Below are 16693 nucleotides of genomic sequence, written 5' to 3'. Positions count from 1 at the left end.
GGAGATTCCCATGCGAATTCTTATGCTTGCCACGATGACTGCCGCTGCCCTCTCGCTCGCCGCCTGTGGCGGAAAAGGCGATGACAAGCTCGGTGACCAGGCGCAAGAAGCCATGGAAAACCGTGCCGACGCGCTCGACGTCGCTGCCGATAACATGACGGGCGCCGCCGAAGACGCCACCGAAGCCAAGGCCGATGCGATCCGCGAGACGGGCGACGCCAAGGAAGAGGCGATCGACGATGCCGACGTCAATGCCGACGCCATGACCACGTCCCAGAAGAAGGCGGTCGTTGACGGCAACTAAAGGAAGGGGGGCACTGCCCCCCTTTTTAACTCGCCGACCCGCGCGATCCGTTGAACCGGTCCATCCAGTGCAACATTGCCGGATCCCGGGTCGTCGCGCGGATAGCGCGATAGTCGGCGGGGGCTTCGTCCTGGCCTAGCTTGAATTTGCCACGCAGCGACACCAGCCTGGCCCGAAATCCGATAATCGCCGCCAGCAGCCCATCATAGCGGGCCCCCAGTTCCTCTGCGCGCCACGGCGCCGACCGATCGCCTTCGACCGCGTCGATCAGCACATCGAGCGCGTCGGCAGTCCGTTCGGGCTCGAACGTGATATCGGCGCGGATGCGGAGCTGGGTGTAGTTCCAGGTCGGCGCCCAATCGCGGCGTCCAACCTGATCGGGCGACACATAGCTCTGCGGCCCCTGAAACAGGATCAGCGCACGTGGGTCCGCCGCCAGCGCGGCGTGGAGCGGATTGGCCCGCGCCATATGGCCGATAAGCTCGACCAGCTGCCCGTCCGCGTCATAGACGCCGATCAACGGCAGCGGCGTGGACTCTTCGCCGGAGCCGCCTTGCGCTATCACCCACGCAAGCGGGTAATCGCCGATCAGCGCGCGTACATCCTCAGGGCTGAAACGTTCGAAAGGGCTCGTCGACTGCGGACTGGTCACATTGGATATCCTGGCTGTTTGTCCCCTTTTCTCCTGCCCGAAGCGGGCCGACAAACCCCAATTCCAGAAATCATGCGGGTCCAGCCCCCTCCCCGATCTCAACAGAGCACCGCCTTGCGACGGGGTTGATACCCACGTAGACTGGACCATTGGATGAGCCCTTATATGAATATGGAGCGGGCCAATGTTGCGGCCATGGCAAGTCAGCCTGAGCGAACGCATCGATCCCGCCCGGGACGTGCCGATCTATATGCAGATCATCCAGGCGCTGATCCGCGACATAGAACGCCAGCGCCTGATATCAGGCACCTATCTCCCCTCCAGCCGGGAACTCGCCGCGGTGCTGGGCGTGAACCGCAAGACCGTGGTGCTCGCCTATGAAGACCTGATCGCTCAAGGCTGGCTGACTTCGGCGGGTACGCGGGGGACGATGGTCTCGGCGTTCCTGCCTGGCCCGACGTCGAAACGAGCCGATTCCGGCAATGCAGTCAGTGTCGGCAGCATCGCGATCAGCTATCGCTACACGGCCGCGCCCGAACGTCCGCTCGCACTGCCGGCCGGGCGCGGACTGAAGCTCGACGAGGGCGCGCCCGACGGACGGCTGTTCCCGGCCGAGTTGCTGAGCCGGGCCTATCGCGCCGCGACCCACCGCGCCTCCCGCGAAAACGGCTTCCAATATCGTGACCCGCGTGGCTCTCCCCTGCTGCGCGAAAGCATCGCGTCGATGCTGCGCAGCCAACGCGGCCTGACCGTCACCGCCGAGAATATCTGCATCACGCGCGGGAGCCAGAACGGTATCTTCCTCGCGGCCCAGGTATTGCTGCGACCGGGGGACGCCGTCATCGTCGAGGACCTGACCTACGAACCGGCCGTCGCCGCTTTCCGCGCCCTGGGCGCGACGGTGGTGCCCGTTCCGCTCGACGATGACGGCATCGACGTCGCGGCCGTCGAACAGGCATGCCGCCGTCAGGCCGTCCGGGCGCTGTTCTTGACCCCGCATCATCAGTTCCCGACCACGGTGTCGCTGCGCCCCGAGCGCCGGCTCAAGCTTCTCGAACTCGCGCGGCAGTTCGGCTTCGCGATCATCGAAGATGATTATGACCACGAATTCCATTTCGAGTCCCAACCGCTGCTGCCGATGGCCGCCTATGCGCCGCGTCAGGTCCTTTATGTCGGGTCGCTGTCGAAACTGCTGCTGCCAGCGCTGCGCATCGGCTATGTTGCAGCTCCCGAACCGGTGATCGATGCCCTGGCGCATGGCGTCTCGCTAACCGACGGGATGGGCAATAGCCTGACCGAGGATGTCGCCGCCGACCTGATCGAGAGTGGCGAACTGCGCCGGCACGCGCGCAAGGTGTGGAAGATATATGCCCGACGCCGCACCGCCTTTGCGGCGGCAGTCGACGGCGCGCTCGCCGGAATTGCCGATTACAGGCTTCCGGACGGTGGTCTCGCTTTCTGGTTGCGCTTCGACGCCGACCTGGACGGCATCGAACGGCGGGCCGCCGCGATGGGGCTTCGCTTCGCCACATCACGCTCCTTCATGGCGTCGGACGATGCGCCACGCGGCCTGCGGATCGGCTTCGCGAGCCTGACCGAACAAGAAGCGGACACCGCCATCGCCACCCTCGCGCAGGCGGCGCTCGACAGCTAATCTGGCCCGTAGATCTTTCGCGAATTGGATGTTTCCCGGTCCATCATTAGCGCGCAGCCTGCCGCCTTGTCCCGGGAGGCCCGCATGACTCTGACCAGATGCAACGTCGCGGCGGCGCTTCGCGCCGACGGGCTTCCGTCGTGACGAAAGGGCTGCGCCCCCGCATTGTGACAGTCCATCGCTGGCTGGGGCTCGCGGCGGCGGCGTTCTGGCTTATCCAGGCGATTACCGGCACGCTGATCGTCTTCCATTGGGAAATGCGTGATGCGATGATCAGCCAGATCGCGCCGCCCACCGATCTGATCGCGATCCAGCAGCGGATGGACTCGCTGGCGCCACCGGGCAGCACTGCCGCGATCGGATCTGTCTGGACGACGGCGGGATTTCCCGATCGTTACGACATCTATTTCACCGACAGCCAGGGGGAGAGCCGTTCCGCGCGCATAGCAGGCGACGGCAGCGTCCTGCGCGGTCCCGACGCCCCATCCGGCGGGGTGCTGGATACGCTGGTCGGGCTCCATCACAATCTGCTGGCGGGTGCAGCGGGCGACTGGATCGTGGGGATCAGCGGCCTGTTGCTGGCTACCAACCTGATCGCCGGCCTGATTTCGGCATGGCCGCGAAGAGGCAAGTGGCGGGTCGCGCTCAAACCGATCGTTCGGGGCAATGGGATCGCCAGGCTCTACTCGTGGCATCGCGCAGCTGGCCTGTGGCTGATCGTGCCGGCGATGCTCATCGCTCTCACCGGAACGATGCTGAAATTTCCCGATGCGCTGGACAAGGCGGCGGGCGCCACCAGGCCGACCCTTCCTACCATCGCCGCGACTGGCAAGCCGGTCGGTTTCGCAAGGGCTGCGGGAGCGGCGCTGAACGCCCTGCCCGGCAGCACGCTTACCTCGGTCGCCTTTCCCGAGAGTGGCGACGCCACCTATGTCGTCCGCGTCACCACGCCACAGGAGATGCTGCGCGCCTATGGCGCCAGCTTCGTGCTGGTCGATGCCAATGACGGATCGTTGCGCGGCAGCTTCCCGATCGTGGAGGCGTCGTTCGGCACCCGCTTCGTCAACGCGATCGTGCCGATCCATACCGGGCGGGTCGGCGGCCCGGTCGCGCGCATGTTGGTCCTCGTAACCGGCGTCGGAATTACCGTCATGATCATCCTGGGCCTCTGGCTCTGGACGAGGCGGCGCAAGACAGGAGCTAGGGCATGACATTTCGGCTATCCTTGCAACGCGCGACGGCGCTGCCCGCCCTCGCGCTGTTCATGGCGGTTCCGGCGCAGGCGCAAGGTCCGGCGAGCCATGTCGATATGCTGGAACGTGAGCTTGCGGTGCAGAGGGATCGCATCGCCCGGCTTGAGGCGCTGGTCGAAAAGCAGAGTGCCGCACTCGAACGCCTCACCGCCACGTCACAGATCGCCACGGCACCCGTAGCGCAGCCCCCGGTCGCGCCCTCGCCCGCTGCGACCGCATCCTTCGCCAGGCCGAGCGGCGACGCCTTCCGCCTACCCGGGCTGGACGTGGCCGGCGATGTGCGCGTGCGTGAGGAATTCAATGTCTCCGACGCCGATACACGCACCCGCACCCGCAGCGTGCTTCGCGCGCGGCTGCGAGCCACCTACCAGATCGACAAGCATTTTTCGGTCGGTGGTCAGCTGACGACCGGCGATCCCGACGATCCGAATTCGACCGACGTCACGCTGACCGGTTTCAACGACGACCTCGACATCTCGCTTGACCAGGCCTGGATCCGCTACAAGGCCGGCGGACTAACCGCCTATGCCGGCAAATTCCTCAACATCTTCCAACGCACCGACATGGTCTGGGACGGCGACGTTTCGCCCGAAGGCGTCGGCGTCAGCTACTCGCTACCGATCGGGCATGCGACACTCGATGCGCGGGCGATCTATTTCATCGTCGACGAAGCGCCGAGTGGGCCGGACAGCGCCATGATCGGCGTGCAGGGCGTGGTGCAGACGCCGATCGGCAATGATTTCAAGCTGCTGTTCGCCGGCGCCTATTATGACTACCGGCTACGCTCGCTCGCTGGCGGCGACACCGGAGACTTCCGGAGCAACCTGATCGTCGGTGGACGCTATCTGTCGGATTTCCGGCTGGTCAACGGGCTGGCGGCGCTGACATGGACGGGACTTGGCTCCCGCTGGCCACTCATGCTGACTGCCGATGCCGTTCACAATCGGGGGGCGCGGACTGCGTCGGACAGTGGCTTCAATATCGAGTTCAGCGCGGGCAAGGCCGCCCATGAGGGTGACTGGCGGCTATTCTATAACTATTCGCAGGTCGGCGTGGACGCGGTGTTCGCGGCCTTCTCGCACGACAATATCGGTATCGCCACCAACTATGAGCTGCATGGCCTCGCCGTCGATTATGTGCCGGCCGAGAATATTCTGCTCAACGCGACGCTCTATCATTATCGTCCGCTCCGCAGCTTTTACGCTGGTGCGAATCAACCGGACGATTGGCTGAATCGCATCCGCCTCAACATGATGCTGAGCTTCTGACGATGTTGACGGCTCTCCTGATCGCCACCGCCATCGGCGGGGCTACGCCTGGTCATCACCCCCACGCGCATACCCATGCGGGCGGCGAGATCGACGAAATGCAGGGTCCGATCCTGTTGGAGGCGACCTATACCGGCGAAGTCATGTCGGTGCTGGACGGCGGGCTGCGACGCGGCGAACGCTATCTCGACAATCTCGATATCGTTCTGGAGGCGGATCTCGAAGCGGTCGCTGGCTGGCGCGGCGCGGAACTGCATGTTTATGGCCTGTACAATAACGGCAAGTCGATCTCGGACCTGATCGGGGATGCGCAAGGGGCCAGCAATATCGAGACCGGCAAACGCAAGCTGCGTCTCTACGAAGCCTGGATCGACCAGAAGATCGGCAAGCATGTCTCGATCCGCGCCGGGCGCTACGATCTCAATTCGGAGTTCGACAGTCTTGACGCCTCCGGCCTGTTCGTCGGCAGCGCGCACGGCATCGGGACCGACATCAGCCAGACCGGCCTCAATGGGCCCTCGATATTTCCGGCGACCTCGCTCGCCGCCCGGCTGGAAATACGGCCCGCAAAAGGATGGGCGCTGCGCAGCGCCGTGCTCGATGGCGCACCCGGCATCGGCGGCGATCACGGCGCGCTGCTGATCGGCGAGGCCGAAGCACCGTTGTTCGGCGGCCGGATCCTGCTGGGCCATTGGCGCTACACCGCGCGTTTCGACGATCATGGCGGCGGGCGGCGGCGCGGCAATGGCGGTGTCTACCTGCGCGGCGAGGCTCCGATCGCTTCGGGCTCGATCGGTGACCTTGCGGGCTTTTTCCGGATCGGCACCGCGAGCGGCCGGATCAATATGTTCGACCGGTTCGCCAGCGCCGGCCTTAAGCTGACGGGTGGTTGGGCCGAAGAAGACGAGCTCGGCATCGCCTTTGCCAGCGCGTTCACCGCGGAGGACTATCGCACCGCTTTTGGCGGCGGCAAGGCGGAGACGGCAATCGAACTAAGCTACCGCACCCCGATCGCCGGCTGGCTGAACCTGCAGCCCAATATCCAATATGTACGCAATCCCGGCGCCGACCCAACGATCGGCGACGCGCTGGTGCTGGGAATGCGGTTCGAGGCGAGCTTCCGGCTGGTCGATTGAGCGGAAAGCCCGGAGCAGGTTCGCCCTTTGAGCGGCGAACCTGCTCCGGCCGTCAGTGCGCCATCGCCTTGACGATTTCTTCGACCATTTTCTTGGCGTCGCCGAGGAGCATCATGGTGTTGTCCATGTAGAAGACGTCGTTGTCGACGCCGGCATAGCCGACCCCACCCATCGAGCGCTTCAGGAACAGCACGGTTTTGGCCTTTTCGACGTCGAGGATCGGCATGCCGTAGATCGGCGAGGTCTTGTCGGTCTTCGCCGCCGGGTTGGTGACGTCGTTGGCGCCGATGACGAAGGCGATGTCGGTCTGGGAGAACTCGCTGTTGATGTCCTCGAGCTCGAACACATCGTCATAAGGCACGTTCGCCTCGGCGAGCAGCACGTTCATATGACCGGGCATGCGGCCCGCGACGGGATGGATCGCATATTTGACGCGCACGCCTTCGGCCTTGAGCAGGTCGCCCATCTCGCGAAGCGTATGCTGCGCCTGGGAAACCGCCATGCCGTAGCCGGGGACGATGATGACCTGTTCGGCTTGGCTGAGCAGGAAGGCGGCATCCTCGGCCGAGCCGCGCTTCCACGGCCGGTCGACCTTCTCACCGCCGCCAGCCACTGCATCGCCGCCGCCAAAGCCGCCCGCGATCACGCTGATGAAGCTGCGGTTCATCGCCTTGCACATGATGTAGCTCAGGATCGCGCCAGACGAGCCGACCAGCGCGCCGGTGACGATCATCGCGGTGTTGTGCAGCGTGAAGCCCATCGCCGCCGCCGCCCAGCCCGAATAGCTGTTGAGCATCGAGACGACGACCGGCATGTCCGCGCCGCCGATCGGGATGATCAGCAGGAAGCCGATCACGAAGCTGAGCGCGGTGATCGTGAAGAACACCCAATGCGCGTCGTCGGTGACGAAATAGGCGATCAGGCCGAGGATCGCGGCCAGCGTGCCGAGATTGATGACGTGCCGCGCCGGCAGCATGATCGGCGCGCCCGACATATTGCCGTTGAGCTTCAGAAAGGCGATCACCGATCCCGAGAAGGTGATCGCGCCGATCGCGACGCCAAGACCCATCTCGATCCGGCTGACGGTCAGGATTTCGCCCGTGGCGCTGTCGAGAATGCCGAAGGCGCCCGGGTTCAGGAACGCAGCGACGGCAACGAGCACCGCGGCAAGGCCGACCAGCGAGTGGAAGGCGGCGACGAGCTGCGGCATATCGGTCATCGCGATCTTGCGCGCGGTGATGAAGCCGATCGCGCCGCCGATCGCGATCGCGATGGCGATCTCGACCAGGCCGGTGCCGTGAAGGACGAGCGTGGTGACGACCGCGATGAGCATGCCGAGCATGCCGAAGCGATTGCCCCGGCGCGAGCTGGTCGGGCTCGACAGCCCCCTCAGCGCCAGGATGAAGAGGATGCCCGAGACGAGATAGGCGAGCGAGGCCCAGGCGGGCGTGGCGGCGAGTTCATGCATGCCCTCAGCCCTTCTTTTCTTTTTTCTTGTACATGGCGAGCATGCGTTCGGTGACTGCAAAGCCGCCGAAGATGTTGACGCTCGCGAAAACGACCGCGATCAGCCCGAGATATTTGGCGGTGGCACTGCCCTCCGCGGCGCTGGCGATCAGCGCGCCGACGATGATCACCGACGAGATTGCGTTGGTCACCGCCATCAGCGGCGTGTGCAGCGCCGGCGTCACCGACCAGACGACATAATAGCCGACGAAGCAGGCCATGACGAAGATCGACAGGATCGAGATGAAATCCATATTAGCCCCCTTTTTCCCGTGATCAGCCGAGCAGCCGCTCGTGGACGACCTTGCCGCCCTGCGTCAGGCGGACCGCATTGCCGATCTCCTCATCGAGGATCGGCTTGCCGGCCTCCTTGTCCCAGAAGGCGCTGAGGAAGTTATAGAGATTGCGCGAGAACAGCGCCGAGGCGTCGGCGGCGAGGGTGCCCGCCATGTTCTTTGCACCGATGATCTTCACACCGTGCCTGACGACGGTCTGGCCCGACACCGCGCCCTCGACATTGCCGCCGCTTTCGGCGGCGAGATCGACGATCACCGAACCTGCCCGCATCGTCGCGATCTGCGCGTCGGTGATCAGCCGCGGCGCGGGACGCCCCGGGATCAGCGCGGTGGTGATGACGATGTCCTGCTTGGCGATGTGGCTCGATACCAGTTCGGCCTGGGCCTTCTGATACTCCTCCGACATCTCGGTGGCATAGCCGCCCGCGCCCTCACCCTCGATACCGGCGACGGCCTCGACGAAGATCGGCTTCGCGCCCAGCGACTGGATCTGCTCCTTGGTCGCCGAGCGCACGTCGGTCGCCGAAACCTGTGCACCGAGGCGGCGCGCGGTCGCGATCGCCTGAAGCCCTGCGACGCCGACGCCCATGATGAAGGCGCGCGCAGCGGAGACGGTGCCGGCCGCAGTCATCATCATCGGAAAGGCGCGGCCATATTCCCCGGCTGCGAGCAGCACGGCCTTGTAGCCGGCAAGGTTCGACTGCGACGACAATATGTCCATCGACTGCGCGCGGGTGATGCGCGGCATGAACTCCATCGCCAGCGCCTCGATGCCCTTGGCGGCATAGGCGTCGGTCCGCGCACGCTCACCGAAGGGGTTGAGACCGGCGATCAGCCATGCCCCGGCCTTCGCCCCACCGATCGATTCGGGATCGGGGCCCTGCACGCCGAAGATGATGTCCGCATCCTTGAGCGTCGCCGCCCGCGTGCCCAGCCTGGCGCCCACCGCTTCGTAATCGGCGTCGGAGATCGAAGCGCCTTCGCCGGCGCCCTTCTCGACCGCCATCTCGGCGCCAAGCGTGATGAATTTCTTGACGGTCTCAGGCGTCGCAGACACGCGGCTTTCGCCAGCCACGGCCTCCTTCAGGACAGCGATTTTCAACGGATCAGCCCTTTGGGGCGATCAGGAAAACGACAAGCAGCCCCGTCAGCGCGCTCAGGATCGTGCCCCATTTCAGCAGCGACAGGAAACCCGAATAGGTGTTGTTATGAGCCTTGTAATCCATCGGCGCGCCATGATCGTCGGACATGCATTCTTCCCCGGGGCTGAGTGGCCTTTTCGCGGACCTTCTAGACTCAGGTCTTTCGTGCCTCAAGGCGCAAATAGATTAGTTATTCTTGGCCCCCATGCTGGTTTAATTTTCCTTAGCTTTTCGATGTTAAAAGCGTCTCGAAAGGATGTAGCGGATGCGTCGCGACAGTCCCCTGGGACTCTTGTTGATCGATAGCGAACCCGCCCAGGCCGGGTTGATGAGCGCGCTTGCGCAGCGCGCCGGCTGGCGCGTGCTGCGCGCGCCAGATGTTCCCGCCGCCGCCGATCTCATCCGTTCCAGCGATATCCGGCTCGACGCGGCGCTGATCGATCTATGGTCCCCAGACGAGGATGCGATCCGGTCGATTACGCTGCTGCGCAGCCGCTTCGCGGAGCTTCCCATCGTTGTCGTCACCGCACAGGATTCGGTCGATCTCGCGGTGCGCGCGGTTCGTGCCGGCGCGCGCGACGTGGTCATCAAGCCGATCGCCGGGCACCGCCTGCTGGCCGCGCTCGATAATGCGATCGCCACGCAGGACAAGGCCGGCGAATTGCGTCCGCTTGCCGAAAAATGGGCCGAGGCGCTCGACTTTACCGAGATTGTCGGGTCGGCCCCGGCCTTCCGCAAGGCGGTCGACACCGCGATGCGCGCCGCCGCCGCTCCGGCGACGATATTGATCGAGGGCGAAAGCGGGGTCGGCAAGGAAGTGCTGGCCCAGGCGATTCACCGCGCATCGCCACGCGCCGAAGCACCGCTGGTCACGGTTAATTGCGGCGCGATTCCCGCCAATCTCGTCGAGTCCGAACTGTTCGGCCATGAGCGCGGCGCGTTCACCGGCGCATTCGAACGGAGGCACGGCCTGTTCGCCAATGCCGATGGCGGCACCCTCTTCCTCGACGAAATCGGCGATCTGCCCGCCGACGCGCAGGCGAAGCTGCTGCGCGTCCTGCAATCGGGCGAAATCCGCCCGATCGGCGCGTCGTCGGCGCGTAAGGTGTCGGTACGGGTAATCGCCGCAACCAACCGCCGTCTGTCGGATGACGTGGCGCGCGGCCGCTTCCGTGAGGATCTCTTCTATCGCCTCGCCGTGGTGCCGGTCACGCTGCCGCCGCTGCGGGAGCGGCTGAGCGACATCGAGCCGCTGAGCGAGCATCTGCTCAGCAGGATTGCCCGCCAACTGGGCCTGGCGCATCTCGCGATCGACGACGGCGCGCTCGCCCTCCTTCGCAATTACGACTGGCCGGGCAATGTCCGTCAGCTCCACAATGTGCTGTTCCGCGCCGCGATCTTCTGCCGCAACGGACGGCTGAGCGCGGGCGACCTTCCGCAGCTCGCCCATGTCCATAACCATGCGCCGGCCAATGACGACGGTCCGTCCAGCGGGGCTGCGATCGTCAATAATGCGATCCAGAACGTCGCCCTGTTCGGCCCCGATGGTCATGTCCGGCCAATGGAAGCGATCGAAGCCGACCTGATCCGCCTTGCCATCGGCCATTATCGCGGCCGGATGACCGAAGTGGCGCGCCGGCTGCAGATCGGCCGCTCGACGCTCTATCGCAAACTCGGCGAACTGGGCATCGAGCAGGCGAGCTAGGAACTAGCCCCGCCCGGACAGGTACTTCTTAAAGTGGCGGCGTCAGCGCCTCATCGCGCAGGCCGCGCCAGATGCGGATCGCCTGCAAGGTTTCCGGCACGTCATGGACCCGCAATATCTGGGCGCCCCTTTGCGCGCCGTGGAGCGCCAGCGCGACCGAGCCGCCGAGCCGCTCGTCCACCGGCGCCTCGTTGGACAGCGCGCCGATGATACGCTTGCGGCTAGCGCCCAGCAGAATCGGGCAGCCCAGGCCGTGGAACAGCGCAAGGCCGTTCAATATCTGGAGGTTGTGACGCAGATTTTTGCCAAAGCCGATTCCCGGATCGACGATGATCCGGCTCCGCGCAATGCCGGCGGCTTCGGCGGCAGCGATACGTTCGGCCAGCCAGTCGTAAACCTCTATCAGCGCGTCGTCATAATGCGGCCGATCCTGCATCGTCGCGGGATCGCCCTGATGGTGCATCAGCACGACCGGACAGTCCTGGCCGGCCAGCAGCGCCGCCGCTTGCGGATCGTGGGTCAGCGCCGATACGTCGTTGACGATCGCCGCCCCCGCCGCCAGCGCCGCCGCCATCACCGCGGCCTTGCGGCTGTCGATCGACACGATCGCTCCGCCCCGCGCGAGCGCGCGGATTACCGGCTCGACGCGCGCGATCTCGTCGCCTTCCCAGACGGGTTCGGCGCGCGGCCTGGTCGACTCTCCGCCAACGTCGACGATCGCCGCGCCGGCCTCGACCATATCGAAGGCGCTGGCGGCGGCCGCTTCAGGATCATCGAGATGATCGCCGCCGTCAGAGAAGCTGTCCGGGGTCATATTAAGGATCAGCATGATCTGCGGCTGATCGAGGCGCAGTGTCCGGTCGCCAAGCTGTATCGGCGGACGCGGCGCGGTGATCCGTGCGATCGTCCTCCGCGCCGCCTCCGCCTGGTCATCGGCGAGTCCGGCGATGAAAGCGTCGATCTCACATATTGGCACCAGCCGGGTTCCAGTCCGCATGCCGCCATCGACCGCGATCACCTCATAGGCCGAGAACCAGACCAGTCCACCAGCCAGCCGCGCGACCTCGCCATCGCGATCGAAGGGCGACGCGATGAACGCGGTCGGCAGGAAATAAAGGCGGGCGTAGCGCGAGAAGGTCATGGATCAGGTCCGCAGCCGGAGAGGCTCGACCTAGGCGCTATTCCCCCATGCTCGCAAGATGGCGCTGGCGCACCGCATCGATCGGCTCGAGACCGGTGTCGGTCGTGATATGCCAGAAGCTCCAGCCATTGCATGATGGGGCGCCCTGCAACTGCGCACCAAGGCCGTGGATCGATCCAGTCGCGCCGCAGCTGCTGGCGAGTACGCCGTCGGCGCGGACCTTGGCGGTCCAGCGACGCTTGCTGTCGGTCAGGGTCGATCCTGGTGCGATCAGGTTGCTTTCGACGAGCAGGCCGAAGGCTATGCGCGGGATCGCCTTCTTCTCGGGGATCGACATCATCGCGCTCTCGTCGAGTGGAAGGGTCGCGGCGATCCGCTGGGTCGCGACCTTGATATATTTGTCCTCGCGCTCGATGCCGATCCAGCGGCGGCCGAGGCGGCGCGCGACCGCGCCCGTGGTGCCGGTCCCGAAGAAGGGATCGAGGACCAGATCGCCCGGCTCGGTACAGGCGAGCATCACACGATAGAGCAGCGATTCCGGCTTCTGCGTCGGATGCGCCTTGTGACCATCATCGTCCTTGAGCCGCTCGCCGCCCGAACAGATTGGCAGCGTCCAATCCGACCGCATCTGGATATCGTCGTTGAGCGCCTTCATCTTACGATAATTGAAGGTGTATTTGGCCTTCTCGGCCTTCGAGCACCAGATCAGCGTTTCATGCGCGTTGGTGAAGCGGGTGCCCTTGAAATTGGGCATTGGGTTCGCCTTGCGCCAGACGATATCGTTGAGGATCCAGAAGCCCTCGTCCTGCAACGCGGTGCCCACCCGGAAGATGTTGTGATAGCTGCCGATCACCCAGATCGTGCCGTCATCCTTCAGGATGCGCCGCGCCTCGGCCAGCCATTCGCGGGTGAAGCGATCGTAGACGGCGAGGCTGTCGAATTTGTCCCAATCGTCGTCGACCGCATCGACCTGGCTGCCGTCGGGGCGGTGCAGATCGCCTCCCAGCTGGAGATTATAGGGGGGGTCTGCGAAGATCATATCGACACAGCGATCGGGCAACGCCCGCATTGCGGCGATGCAGTCGCCGCGGATGATCTCGTTGAGCGGCAGGCGCGCTTCGCTGACGGCCGTAGTCTGCCGCACCCGGCGCGCGGCCGGAATCTTCTCAAGAACACCCATCGACAAATAAACCCCCTTCGGACTGTGCGAAAAGGTGATTCATCGGGACTCTCCGGTCAAGAACAATAGTTTGGCCCGAGAGTCTGAGACGTTGCGGAAGCAACGCGAACGAAAGGAGTCCGCTACCGCATGTTGAGTCCCGGAAGGGGTGTGGGACTCAACAGCTTGTGGTGTGGCGCGAAGGACTCACCATCCGGGCTTTTGCGCCGAATGGTTGGAACGGCGCTCCGAACTCTTCGTTTTCCCCCCATGCCGACGCGGTTCAGACGCCTTTCCCCTGCTGCATTTTGTGCACTGGCCGCCATCATCGGCGGAGCGCTGGGCGGCGCGACGGCAGTGCACGGGCTGCGTCAAAATGCCTACGGACCGACGGGCGTCGCATCGCCGATCAGCAATAACGCTGACCTGGGCTATGCGGACAGCGGCGATGTGGCGGGTTGCGACGACTGCTCCGAACGCGACCTCGGCTATCGCTGGGCGACACTGGCGGCGATCCGTTCGTCCACCGAGTGCCCTAATGACAGCTGGGGCTTCCGGCGCGGCTGCCTCGACTATACCGGCGGGGTATAAGGCTCAGGCGACCTGCCTGGCAGCGGAGAACAGCGAATATTGGGCGATAGGGGCGAAGCTGCGGCGGTGCAGCGGCGATGGGCCCAGTTGCGCCAGTGCGGCAAGATGCGCGGGCGTGCCATAGCCCTTGTTCTGCGACCAGCCATAGCCGGGATGGTGGGCGTCGTAGTCCGCCATCATCCGGTCGCGCTCTTCCTTGGCGATGATCGAAGCCGCCGCGATCGACAGGCACAACGCATCGCCACCGATCACCCATTGCGATGGCCGGCTCCAGCGTGGGCAGCGGTTGCCGTCGACGAGCACCATCGCCGGCTCGACCCCCAGCGCCGAGACCGCGCGCTCCATCGCCAGCATTGACGCCCAGAGGATATTGATCTCGTCAATCTCCTCGACCGTGGCAATGCCGACCCCGACATGCGCGACATCCCGTATCTTGAGGCACAGATCGGCACGTGCGTTAGCCGTCAATTTCTTGCTGTCGTCGATGCCCTTGGGCGCGCGACGGCCATCGAAAATCACCGCCGCGGCGACCACCGGACCGGCGAGCGGACCCCGCCCGGCTTCATCGACGCCGGCGAGCGGCATCGGGTGCGTCTTCTCTATCCTGAAACTCGGCCCCGGCATCTGCCTTCTTTAGCGCCGGGCAAGCCCGCCTGAAAAGCCACTTATGCGGTCAACCCGCCGCCAGCAGATGGATTCCGAACAGTTCATGTGAATCGAGCCAGACATCGATCGGCCGGAAACCCGCGCCGCGGGCCAGTGCCTGGAAATCTTCAACCGAATATTTCCAGCTGTCGCTGACATGGATCGCTTCCCCCGCAGCGAAATGGAAGATCTGCCCGCCGATCTTCACATCTTGCCGCGCGATGCTGACGAGATCGGAACGCAGGCGGCCGCGATCGGAGTCATAATGGACTCGGTGCTCGAACAGGCGAACATCGAACCCGGCATCGAGTTCGCGGTTCGCCCGCTCGAGCAGATCGAGCATCAGCGCCGCGTTCAAGCCATGCGGATCATCATAAGCCGATTCGATCACCAGCACGCTCTTGCGCAGATCGACCCCGATCAGCATCAGCCCGCCCTGCCGCAATCCCCGCGCCCACAGCGACAGCATCGCCAGCGCATCGGTCGGGTCGAAATTGCCGATCGCATTACCGGGCAGATAGGCGACCCGCCGTCCCCCGCCCGCATTGGAAGGAAGATCGAACGCCTGCCGCATGTCGGCGCAGACCGCTTCGACCCATAATTTCGGATAGCGCGCCTGAACACGGCGGGCGTCATCGAGCAGCGCATCCTTCTCGCGATCGAGCGCGACATAGCCCCAGGGCCGGTCGATGACCGCGAGCAGTTGCTGGACCTGCGGGCCAAAGCTCTGCCCGATATCGATCAGCTGGATCGATGGCCCTAGCCCGGCGGCGATCGGCACGGCCTGGTCGCGCAATATCTCCAGTTCGCTGCGCTCGATGTAATATTCGGGCAGGGCGCAAAGGCGCCGGAATGCCGGGGACCTGCGATCGACCAGCATCCGCCCGGCGATACTCTTTTCAGGCAGGACCATCCCGGCCAGAAACAGTTCGCGGAATTCCGCTGGCTGCAGTCCGTGGTCGTGAAACGCGGCAATATCCGCGCCCTGGCGCGCGATCTCGTCCGCTGGTCTGTCGGTCAAGCAATGTCTCCGAAACTGGCGGAAGCGCGCGCGCCCGACCTGCCGACCCCGTGCCAGCACCGTAACAGAACATGCCGGCCGTAAACAGTTCGTTATGGTGGATAGTTTCCCGGATGCTCACCATTGTGACGACATCGAAACGAAAATCATTGCCCGAAATGCTGGTGGGCCCGGCAGGACTTGAACCCGCAACCTAGCCGTTATGAGCGGCCAGCTCTAACCAGTTGAGCTACAGGCCCCTACCAGCGGGGGTCGCGATAGCCGACGCCCTCGCGCGCGGCAAGACGCGGGTTCGCTCCGGGACATTTCATAATCAAAATTGCTGCGGCCGCCTCTACGCCGCGCAGATGGCCTCGCCCGACACGGGACCGCCGCTTCCGTTCAGCGTCGTAGCGGCGGATTCGATCCGGCTGTACACTTTGTCGAGATAATAGCCGGCCAGATGATAATGGGCGCGCTTGGCGGCGGGATGCGCTGCGGACTGGGCCAGCGCGAGTTCGGCTTCGGCGCGTCGGATATAATAGCTACGATCGCGGGCTTTCATCACCAAATCCCTTTTGATCGGATGAGATTATGGCGAGGAGGCTGAATGATCTGTCACTTTGAACACAGTTGCCAGCTGGCTAGCGACCGAATCCAACAACTGGCCGCAGCTGCAGCAAAGCTATGCTGCGATGCAAAAATCGAGTTAGCCAGATAAGGCGGCAAGGCTGGAGCTTGCCGCAAAGAGAATTAATCGGTTCTGGCGCGTTTCTCGTGCTCTTTGGCCAGCGCCTTATGAGCTAGTCGAGCCGCCGGGTTTGTTGCCTGCCGCGCCATCACCTCGCATTCGCGTTTCCGCGCAAGATGATAACCCTGCTCTCCTTGATCTGGCATAGTGCCTCCGTTCCACGCCTTCAGGGGCGCGCAGCACTTATAGCAGCCAGTGGCGTACCCGCATAAAAGCGCCCTGACGACCCAAAAAGCATGTGCAGAAGTGCACCTCGTTTCCGTTATCGCGACTAGGGGTTGTGGGGATTTAGGATTCACATTTTTGGGGAGATGTGATTCACACTTTGGATGGAACGCTTCGTACTGACCGACGCCCAGTGGCCAAAGATGGAACCGCATTGTCTGGGTAAGCCGACCGACCCGGGACGAAGCGGGAGGAACAACCGTCTATTTTTGGAGGCAGTGCTATGGATTGTCCGGACGGGCAGTCCATGGCGTGATCTGCCGAC

At 64.3% G+C, this 16693-nt stretch carries 18 protein-coding genes and 1 tRNA gene; 8 read left to right on the top strand and 11 right to left on the bottom strand.

The window, feature by feature from the left end; all coding sequences use genetic code 11:
* The first annotated feature begins 10 nt into the window (after positions 1-10).
* Complete coding sequence (locus WP12_RS03200; protein WP_046192321.1) at positions 11-304, top strand: hypothetical protein; 294 nt, start codon at positions 11-13, stop codon at positions 302-304.
* 25 nt (positions 305-329) lie between these two features.
* Here the strand turns inward: WP12_RS03200 and WP12_RS03195 are convergent, their stop codons facing one another.
* Entirely contained in the window at positions 330-956 is a 627-nt protein-coding gene (locus WP12_RS03195; protein WP_046192320.1) for an FMN-binding negative transcriptional regulator, read from the bottom strand.
* A gap of 184 nt (positions 957-1140) precedes the next feature.
* On the opposite strand from WP12_RS03195, the gene pdxR reads away from it, so the two are divergent.
* From pdxR to WP12_RS03175, 4 genes are all read left to right on the top strand, one after another.
* Positions 1141-2610 carry a MocR-like pyridoxine biosynthesis transcription factor PdxR gene (pdxR, locus tag WP12_RS03190; RefSeq protein ID WP_046192319.1) on the top strand — a complete coding sequence of 490 codons (1470 nt, stop codon included), beginning with the start codon at positions 1141-1143 and terminating at the stop codon, positions 2608-2610.
* 140 nt (positions 2611-2750) lie between these two features.
* Entirely contained in the window at positions 2751-3821 is a 1071-nt protein-coding gene (locus tag WP12_RS03185) for a PepSY-associated TM helix domain-containing protein (protein WP_235398928.1), read from the top strand.
* Positions 3818-5131: a putative porin gene (locus tag WP12_RS03180; RefSeq protein ID WP_084690940.1), complete on the top strand. Its 1314-nt coding sequence runs from the start codon at positions 3818-3820 to the stop codon at positions 5129-5131. Before WP12_RS03185 ends, WP12_RS03180 begins: the two co-directional genes overlap by 4 nt.
* A gap of 2 nt (positions 5132-5133) precedes the next feature.
* The gene (locus tag WP12_RS03175; protein WP_235398927.1) at positions 5134-6267 is read left to right on the top strand and encodes a carbohydrate porin; all 1134 of its coding nucleotides are present in this window, start codon (positions 5134-5136) and stop codon (positions 6265-6267) included.
* A gap of 52 nt (positions 6268-6319) precedes the next feature.
* Here WP12_RS03175 and WP12_RS03170 read toward each other — a convergent pair whose 3' ends face one another.
* Genes WP12_RS03170 through WP12_RS23870 form a run of 4 tightly spaced genes read right to left on the bottom strand, consistent with a single transcriptional unit; the run spans position 6320 to position 9319 of the window.
* A complete protein-coding gene (locus WP12_RS03170) occupies positions 6320-7735 on the bottom strand; it encodes an NAD(P)(+) transhydrogenase (Re/Si-specific) subunit beta (protein ID WP_046192316.1) in 1416 nt (471 codons plus the stop codon).
* A 4-nt stretch (positions 7736-7739) separates the two neighbouring features.
* Positions 7740-8027 (bottom strand): NAD(P) transhydrogenase subunit alpha, encoded by a 288-nt coding sequence (locus WP12_RS03165; protein WP_046192315.1) that lies wholly within the window; start codon positions 8025-8027, stop codon positions 7740-7742.
* A gap of 22 nt (positions 8028-8049) precedes the next feature.
* Positions 8050-9171 carry an NAD(P) transhydrogenase subunit alpha gene (locus tag WP12_RS03160; RefSeq protein WP_046192314.1) on the bottom strand — a complete coding sequence of 374 codons (1122 nt, stop codon included), beginning with the start codon at positions 9169-9171 and terminating at the stop codon, positions 8050-8052.
* A 4-nt stretch (positions 9172-9175) separates the two neighbouring features.
* Entirely contained in the window at positions 9176-9319 is a 144-nt protein-coding gene (locus WP12_RS23870; protein WP_084690939.1) for an aa3-type cytochrome c oxidase subunit IV, read from the bottom strand.
* Between the two features lie 157 nt (positions 9320-9476).
* Between WP12_RS23870 and WP12_RS03155 the strand changes: the two genes are divergently transcribed.
* Positions 9477-10916: a sigma-54-dependent transcriptional regulator gene (locus WP12_RS03155; protein WP_046192313.1), complete on the top strand. Its 1440-nt coding sequence runs from the start codon at positions 9477-9479 to the stop codon at positions 10914-10916.
* A gap of 28 nt (positions 10917-10944) precedes the next feature.
* Here WP12_RS03155 and folP read toward each other — a convergent pair whose 3' ends face one another.
* Together folP and WP12_RS03145 are read right to left on the bottom strand one after the other, a co-directional pair.
* Complete coding sequence (gene folP / locus WP12_RS03150) at positions 10945-12057, bottom strand: dihydropteroate synthase (RefSeq protein ID WP_046192312.1); 1113 nt, start codon at positions 12055-12057, stop codon at positions 10945-10947.
* Positions 12058-12094: 37 nt separating this feature from the next.
* Positions 12095-13237, bottom strand: coding sequence for a site-specific DNA-methyltransferase (locus WP12_RS03145; RefSeq protein ID WP_046192311.1), 1143 nt, complete (start codon positions 13235-13237; stop codon positions 12095-12097).
* A gap of 336 nt (positions 13238-13573) precedes the next feature.
* Here WP12_RS03145 and WP12_RS25685 point away from each other — a divergent pair, with 336 nt between their 5' ends.
* Entirely contained in the window at positions 13574-13807 is a 234-nt protein-coding gene (locus WP12_RS25685) for a hypothetical protein (protein ID WP_235398925.1), read from the top strand.
* Positions 13808-13810: 3 nt separating this feature from the next.
* On the opposite strand, the gene WP12_RS03135 is transcribed toward WP12_RS25685, so the two are convergent.
* The 4 genes from WP12_RS03135 to WP12_RS03120 form a co-directional block, all read right to left on the bottom strand.
* Positions 13811-14431: a ribonuclease HII gene (locus WP12_RS03135; RefSeq protein ID WP_046192309.1), complete on the bottom strand. Its 621-nt coding sequence runs from the start codon at positions 14429-14431 to the stop codon at positions 13811-13813.
* Between the two features lie 49 nt (positions 14432-14480).
* On the bottom strand, positions 14481-15473 hold the full coding sequence (locus WP12_RS03130; RefSeq protein ID WP_046192308.1) for an L-histidine N(alpha)-methyltransferase: 993 nt from the start codon (positions 15471-15473) through the stop codon (positions 14481-14483).
* Between the two features lie 162 nt (positions 15474-15635).
* Positions 15636-15712 (bottom strand) — tRNA-Ile (locus WP12_RS03125).
* Between the two features lie 95 nt (positions 15713-15807).
* On the bottom strand, positions 15808-16017 hold the full coding sequence (locus tag WP12_RS03120; RefSeq protein WP_046192307.1) for a hypothetical protein: 210 nt from the start codon (positions 16015-16017) through the stop codon (positions 15808-15810).
* Positions 16018-16532: 515 nt separating this feature from the next.
* Between WP12_RS03120 and WP12_RS23865 the strand changes: the two genes are divergently transcribed.
* Positions 16533-16693, top strand: a 161-nt coding sequence (locus WP12_RS23865; protein WP_152663870.1) for a transposase, incomplete at its 3' end; no start/stop codon positions are given.

Origin of the sequence: Sphingomonas sp. SRS2 (genome assembly GCF_000971055.1) — a bacterium.
GTDB lineage: Bacteria > Pseudomonadota > Alphaproteobacteria > Sphingomonadales > Sphingomonadaceae > Rhizorhabdus.
The sequence above is the reverse complement of the archived record's forward strand: the minus strand, read 5'-3'. Positions and strand labels throughout refer to the sequence as shown.

What these genes read in the sequence shown, in the direction of transcription:
- WP12_RS03200 (WP_046192321.1), top strand. Translation starts at nt 11, where the DNA reads ATGCGAATTCTTATGCTTGCCACGATGACTGCCGCTGCCCTCTCGCTC.
- pdxR (WP_046192319.1), top strand. Translation starts at nt 1,141, where the DNA reads ATGTTGCGGCCATGGCAAGTCAGCCTGAGCGAACGCATCGATCCCGCC.
- WP12_RS03180 (WP_084690940.1), top strand. Translation starts at nt 3,818, where the DNA reads ATGACATTTCGGCTATCCTTGCAACGCGCGACGGCGCTGCCCGCCCTC.
- WP12_RS03175 (WP_235398927.1), top strand. Translation starts at nt 5,134, where the DNA reads ATGTTGACGGCTCTCCTGATCGCCACCGCCATCGGCGGGGCTACGCCT.
- WP12_RS03170 (WP_046192316.1), bottom strand. Translation starts at nt 7,735, where the DNA reads ATGCATGAACTCGCCGCCACGCCCGCCTGGGCCTCGCTCGCCTATCTC.
- WP12_RS03165 (WP_046192315.1), bottom strand. Translation starts at nt 8,027, where the DNA reads ATGGATTTCATCTCGATCCTGTCGATCTTCGTCATGGCCTGCTTCGTC.
- WP12_RS23870 (WP_084690939.1), bottom strand. Translation starts at nt 9,319, where the DNA reads ATGTCCGACGATCATGGCGCGCCGATGGATTACAAGGCTCATAACAAC.
- WP12_RS03155 (WP_046192313.1), top strand. Translation starts at nt 9,477, where the DNA reads ATGCGTCGCGACAGTCCCCTGGGACTCTTGTTGATCGATAGCGAACCC.
- folP (WP_046192312.1), bottom strand. Translation starts at nt 12,057, where the DNA reads ATGACCTTCTCGCGCTACGCCCGCCTTTATTTCCTGCCGACCGCGTTC.
- WP12_RS03145 (WP_046192311.1), bottom strand. Translation starts at nt 13,237, where the DNA reads ATGGGTGTTCTTGAGAAGATTCCGGCCGCGCGCCGGGTGCGGCAGACT.
- WP12_RS03135 (WP_046192309.1), bottom strand. Translation starts at nt 14,431, where the DNA reads ATGCCGGGGCCGAGTTTCAGGATAGAGAAGACGCACCCGATGCCGCTC.
- WP12_RS03120 (WP_046192307.1), bottom strand. Translation starts at nt 16,017, where the DNA reads ATGAAAGCCCGCGATCGTAGCTATTATATCCGACGCGCCGAAGCCGAA.